Source organism: Streptomyces sp. PA03-6a (assembly GCF_033792765.1).
GTDB lineage: Bacteria > Actinomycetota > Actinomycetes > Streptomycetales > Streptomycetaceae > Actinacidiphila.
This window is the reverse complement of the sequence record NZ_JARAVK010000370.1, coordinates 1-6434: the sequence shown is the minus strand read 5'-3', so window position 1 is coordinate 6434 and position 6434 is coordinate 1. Positions and strand designations below refer to the sequence as shown.

The following is a 6434-nucleotide window of genomic DNA, read 5'->3' as shown; positions in this document are numbered from 1 at the left end:
GGGCGGGGCCGGGGGCGGCGCCCCTCCGCGGGGACGGACGGCATCTCGCGCGTGCGCTCGTTCTCCGGGTCACGCGGCACCGCAGCCGGCTCCTCGGGCCGGAAGATGCCGGGCGGCACACGGTCGGCGGAGGGGACGGGCGGCAGGACGGCCGTGTCGTCCGCCGCGCCGGGGGTGACCGGGGGCAGAACGGCCGTCTCCTCCGCGTCGGTGGGCGCGGCGGGCCGCGGCGGCCGCGGCGTCTCGGCGGTCTTGGTGAAGTCCGGGAAGGCCGGCTTGACCGGCGGCAGGACCGCCGTCGCGTCGTCGACGGGCACCGCGCGCAGCACGGCCGTCTCAGCGTCGGCCGCCCCGGTCGAGGGGGCCGGCGGCCGCGGGGTCTCCACGGTCTTCGTCGCGTCCTCCGCCTCGACGCGGGCCTGCTCGGCCCGCATCAGGGCCTCCTCGGCCTTGCGCTGGCGCTCCAGGCGGCGTTCCTCGGCCTCGGCGCGGAGACGGGCCTCCTCCTCGGCCTGGCGGCGCAGCCGTTCCTGCTCCTCGCGGCGGACGCGCTCCTCGGCCTCGCGGCGGGCGCGCTCCTCCTCCGCCTGCCTGCGGGCCTCCTCGGCCTGGCGTCGGGCCTCCTCCGCGGCGGCCTCCTCGGCCTCGAGGCGGGCGGCCTCCTCGGCAAGGCGGCGGCGTTCCTCCTCCTCCGCGCGGAGCTTGTCCAGCTGGGCCTGGCGCTCGCGTTCGAGCCGCTCCTCCTCGGCCTTGCGGGCCGCCTCCTCCTCGGCGCGCCTGCGGGCGTCCTCCTCGGCCTGGCGGCGGGCCTCCTCGCGGGCCTCGACCTCCTTCTCCGACAGGGGGAGGATCTCGTCGAGACGGTGCCGTATCACCGTCGTGACGGCCTCGGGCTCCTGGGCCGCGTCGACGACCAGGTAGCGCGCGGGGTCGGCCGCGGCGAGCGTGAGGAAGCCGGAGCGCACGCGGTCGTGGAACTCCGCAGGCTCGGACTCGAGCCGGTCGGGCGCCTCGGTGAAGCGCTCGCGGGCCGCCTCGGGGGTGACGTCGAGCAGGACGGTCAGGTGCGGGACGAGACCGTCCGTCGCCCAGCGCGAGATGCGGGCGATCTCGGTCGGCGCGAGGTCGCGCCCGGCGCCCTGGTAGGCGACGGAGGAGTCGATGTAGCGGTCGGAGACGACGACCGCGCCGCGCTCCAGCGCGGGGCGTACGACGGTGTCGACGTGCTCGGCGCGGTCGGCGGCGTACAGCAGGGCCTCGGCGCGGTGGGAGAGTCCGCCGCTGGAGACGTCGAGCAGGATCGAGCGGAGCCGCTTGCCGACCGCCGTGGCACCCGGCTCGCGGGTGACGACGACCTCGTGGCCCTTGCCGCGGATCCACTCGGCGAGGGCCTCGACCTGGGTGGACTTGCCGGCCCCGTCGCCGCCCTCGACGGCGATGAAGAAGCCGGTGGGGGCGGGCGCCTGCTCGGGGTCGCCGCCGCGCAGCGCCTCGCGCAGGTCGCGGCGCAGGGGGACGCCCTGGCGGTCGTCGGTCTTGCCGAGGACGAGCGCGGCGACGGGCAGCAGCAGGGCGCCGATCAGCATGAGGGCGTAGGCGGCGCCGCCGTGGTCGAAGGTGAAGTGCCCGTTGACGACGCGGTGCGGGCCGATGCCCCCGGCCAGCAGGGGGGCGCCGACGGCGCCGACCGCCATGAGCAGGCGCGTGACCGCGTGCAGGTGGTCGGTGGCGCGGGCCCGCCGGGACTCCTCGGTCTCCTGGTCGATGAGGACGTGCCCGGTGTTGGCGGTGATCCCGGCCGCGGTGCCGGCGAGCAGCGCCAGCAGCAGCACCGTCGTCGGGTCGGGCACGATGCCGGTCAGCAGCAGGGCCAGACCGGTGACGGCGATGGCGATGGCGAGCAGGCGGCGCCGGGACAGCCCCGGGAAGGTGTGCGGGGCGATCCGGATGCCGAGCACGGGGCCCGCGGTGAGCGCCAGCACCAGAAGCCCGTAGCCGACCGGGCCCCCGCCGAGGTCGGCGGCGTGCAGCACGGCGAGCGCCACGGCGGCGGCGATGGCACCGGCGACGGTGGTGGTGCCGAGCACGAGCAGCGGTACGGCGCCGGTGCGCCCGCGGTCGTTGCTGCGCAGGCCCTGCAGCGGGGAGCGGAGCGGGGTCGCCTGGTCGCCCGGCAGCTCCAGCAGGTACAGGACGGCGCCGGAGGCGGCGAACAGCCCGGCGGCGACGTAGGAGGCGAGCGCGGCCTGGTGCAGCCCGAACCAGTCGACGCCGAGGCCGATCAGGTTGCCGACGAGCGTGACGACGACGAGGCCAGCGGCGGCGATCGGGAAGGCGACGAAGCCGGTGCGCTGGTCGAGGCGGCGCAGCGCGTCGAGGCGGTCGGGCAGCGGACGTACCGTTCCTGCGCCCGGCACGGGCGCGGGCAGCAGCCCGGGGGCGGCGCCGTCCTTGGCGACGGTCCACAGCCGCTCGGCCACCCCGGTGACGAAGACGGTGACCAGCAGCCAGGCGACGGCGTCGGCCGGCACCCAGTCGATCCACAACGGGGCGACGATCAGCAGCGCGAGGCGTACGACGTCGGAGCCGATCATCGTCCACCGGCGGTCCAGCACGCCGCCGGGCCCGGTGAGGGAGCCCAGCGGTCCGAGCAGGACGGCCCCGAAGAGCAGGGCGGCGAGGACCCGCGCCCCGAAGACGGCCGCGACCGCGAAGGCCGCGCCGCGGTATCCGCCGCCGAAGGCCTGGGCGCCGACGGCGGCCTGCGCCGTCAGGACGACCAGGACCAGCAGGGCGAGCCGGTCGCCGACGGTGCCGGTCAGCTGAGCGCCCCACAGCTTGCGCAGGGGAGGGATCTTCAGCAGGGCACCCACGGCGCGTCGCCGCGAGTCGGCCTCGAGTTCGTCGGCGAACGTGTCCGTTGGCTGCTCGGATCGCGTCATTCCGCCAGCCTATCGGGACACGGTGCCGTCCCGGAGGGCGCCTGCCGGGACCGCACCTGCCGTGCGGCCCCCGCGGGGACTACTCGGCGGGCTCGGCGGCCGCGGCGGCGGCCTTCTTCGCCGTGGTCGTGGCCTTGGCGGCGGTCTTCTTGGCGGTCGTCTTGGCCGCCGCGGTCTTCTTCGCCGCGGTGGTCTTGGCGGCCGTCTTCTTCGCCGCCGTCTTGGTCGCGGTCGCCTTCTTCGCCGGGGCCTTCTTGGCCGCCGTCTTCTTCACCGTCTTCTTGGCGGGGGCCTTGGCCCGCTTCTCGGCGAGCAGCTCGTAGCCGCGCTCGGGCGTGATCGTCTCGACGTCGTCGTCACGGCGCAGTGTGGCGTTGGTCTCGCCGTCGGTGACGTACGGGCCGAAGCGGCCGTCCTTGACGACGACGGGGCGCTCGCTGACCGGGTCGGTGCCCAGTTCCTTCAGCGGGGGCTTGGCCGCGGCGCGGCCGCGCACCTTCGGCTGGGCGTAGATCGCCAGGGCCTGGTCGAGGGTGATCGTGAAGAGCTGGTCCTCGGTCTCCAGGGAGCGCGAGTCGGTGCCCTTCTTCAGGTACGGGCCGTAGCGGCCGTTCTGCGCGGTGATCTCGACGCCCGCGGCGTCGGCGCCGACGACGCGCGGCAGCGACATCAGCTTGAGCGCGTCCTCCAACGTCACCGTGTCGAGGGTCATCGACTTGAAGAGGGAGGCGGTGCGCGGCTTGACCGCGTTCTTGCCGGTCTTCGGGGTGCCCTCGGGCAGGATCTCGGTGACGTACGGCCCGTAGCGGCCGTCCTTGGCCACGATCTGGCGGCCGGTCTCCGGGTCGGCGCCCAGCTCGAAGTCGCCGCTGGGCTTGGCCAGCAGCTCCTCGGCGAGCTCGACGGTCAGCTCGTCCGGCGGCATGTCGTCGGGGACGTCGGCACGCTGCCCGGTCTCGCCCTCGGTCTCGGCGGCCTTCTCCACGTACGGGCCGTAGCGGCCGACGCGCAGCACGATGCCGTTGCCGACGGGGAACGAGGAGACCTCGCGGGCGTCGATGGCGCCGAGGTCCTCGACGAGTTCCTTCAGGCCGCCGAGGTGGTCGCCGTCGCCGTTGCCCGCGTCCGCGGCACCGCCGACGGGGGTGTCGCCCTCGCCGAAGTAGAAGCGGCGCAGCCACGGCACCGCCTGTGCCTCGCCGCGGGCGATGCGGTCGAGGTCGTCCTCCATCCGCGCGGTGAAGTCGTAGTCGACGAGCCGGCCGAAGTGCTTCTCCAGCAGGCCGACGACGGCGAAGGAGAGGAAGGACGGCACCAGGGCCGTGCCCTTCTTGAAGACGTAGCCGCGGTCGAGGATGGTGCCGATGATCGAGGCGTACGTCGACGGACGTCCGATCTCGCGCTCTTCCAGCTCCTTGACCAGCGAGGCCTCGGTGTAGCGGGCGGGCGGCTTGGTGGCGTGGCCGTCGGCGGTGACGTCCCGCGCGGTGAGGGCGTCGCCCTCGGTGACGGCGGGCAGCCGGCGCTCGCTGCTGTCGAGCTCGGCGTTGGGGTCGTCGGCGCCCTCGACGTAGGCCTTCATGAAGCCGTGGAAGGTGATGATCTTGCCGGAGGCGGAGAACTCGGCGTCCCGGCCGTCGGCGGCGCGACCGCCGACCTTGACGGTGACGGACTGGCCGACCGCGTCCTTCATCTGGGAGGCGACGGTGCGCATCCAGATCAGCTCGTACAGGCGGTACTGGTCGCCGGTCAGGCCGGTCTCGGCCGGGGTGCGGAAACGATCACCCGAGGGGCGGATCGCCTCGTGCGCCTCCTGGGCGTTCTTGACCTTGCCCGCGTAGACGCGGGGCTTGTCCGGCAGGTAATCGGCGCCGTAGAGCTGGGTGACCTGGGCCCGGGCGGCGGTGATCGCGGTCTCCGACAGCGTGGTGGAGTCCGTACGCATGTAGGTGATGAAGCCGTTCTCGTACAGCTTCTGGGCGACCTGCATGGTGGCCTTGGCACCGAAGCCGAGCTTGCGGCTGGCCTCCTGCTGCAGGGTCGTGGTGCGGAAGGGCGCGTACGGCGAGCGGCGGTACGGCTTGGACTCGACCGAGCGGACGGAGAAGGCGGCGCCCTCCAGGGCGGCGGCGAGCGCACGGGCGGCGGCCTCGTCCAGGTGGAGGACGTTGGCACCGTCCTTGAGCTGCCCGTTCGCACCGAAGTCACGACCCTGCGCGACGCGCTTGCCGTCGACGGCGCTGAGCTTGGCGCCGAAGGTGCCCGGGTCGGTGGCGTCACCGGCCCGGCCGGTGGCGAAGGTCCCGGACAGGTCCCAGTACTCGGCGGAGCGGAAGGCGATGCGCTCACGCTCGCGCTGGACGACGAGCCGGGTGGCGACGGACTGGACACGGCCGGCCGACAGGCGCGGCATGACCTTCTTCCACAGGACCGGCGAGACCTCGTAGCCGTAGAGGCGGTCGAGGATGCGGCGGGTCTCCTGGGCGTCGACGAGGGGCTGGTTCAGCTCGCGCGGGTTGCGGACGGCTTCCTGGATGGCGTCCTTGGTGATCTCGTGGAAGACCATCCGGCGGACCGGGACCTTGGGCTTGAGGACCTCCTGCAGGTGCCAGGCGATGGCCTCGCCCTCGCGGTCCTCATCGGTGGCGAGCAGGAGCTCGTCGGACTCCTTGAGCAGGTCCTTCAGCTTCTTGACCTGGGCCTTCTTGTCCGCGTTGACGACGTAGATCGGCTGGAACTCGCTGTCGACGTTGACGCCGAGCCGCGCCCACGGCTGGCCCTTGTACTCCGCCGGCACTTCGGCGGCCCCGTTCGGGAGGTCGCGGATGTGCCCGACGCTGGCCTCGACGACATAGCCGGGGCCGAGGTAGCCCTTGATCGTCTTCGCCTTGGCAGGCGACTCGACGATCACGAGTCGGCGGCCGCTGCCCTGTGCGGTCTCGCGGGTCGGGGACAACTTCGCTCTTCTCTCCGGGTCGAAGGTGGTCTCGCTGCGGAGTGTGACCGTACATCCCGGTCCCGTGTCAAACGGGAAAAGTCCGCAACGCCACTCGAACGGTAACCCGACAAGCGTCCTGTCTGCCGCACGGACTGCCGTCCATGTCCGATTTGCCCAGCTCAGGGGATCAGGAACAGCCAGACCCCGACAAGAAGCGAAACGACCCCGAAGAAACCTGCCACGGCGGCGGACGCCGGGCCCCCTCCCTGGACCACCGGCAGGTGCCGCAGCGACCGGGTGACGGTCCAGGCCAGGAGGGCTGCCCCGAATACCGCGAACACCGTCCCGGCGAAGATCCCTGGCGCGGTTTCCATGTACATGTCCCCCAGGTCCCTCTCGTGCTCCACGACCGACGCCCCCGCAGCCACGGAGAGTGGCACGCCGGGGCGACAACCGGAAGAACCCACGGTGAACTGCGCCCGAAAGGGCGTGGCCGGATCCTTTCGCTCCCGCCCGGTTCCACCGGGCCCGGACGCGGCCCCTCCCCGCTCGCC

Annotated in this window: 3 protein-coding genes; all 3 read right to left on the bottom strand. The window is 73.5% G+C overall.

Annotation, left to right across the window (positions count from 1 at the left end):
• The coding region (tmk, locus tag PV350_RS43210; RefSeq protein WP_500338857.1) for a dTMP kinase at nucleotides 1–2942 on the bottom strand (2942 nt) is incomplete at its 3' end.
• A 79-nt stretch (nucleotides 2943–3021) separates the two neighbouring features.
• The gene (gene topA, locus PV350_RS43205) at nucleotides 3022–5898 is read right to left on the bottom strand and encodes a type I DNA topoisomerase (protein ID WP_500338856.1); all 2877 of its coding nucleotides are present in this window, start codon (nucleotides 5896–5898) and stop codon (nucleotides 3022–3024) included.
• A gap of 161 nt (nucleotides 5899–6059) precedes the next feature.
• Nucleotides 6060–6434, bottom strand: a 375-nt coding sequence (locus PV350_RS43200; RefSeq protein ID WP_500338854.1) for a hypothetical protein, incomplete at its 5' end; no start/stop codon positions are given.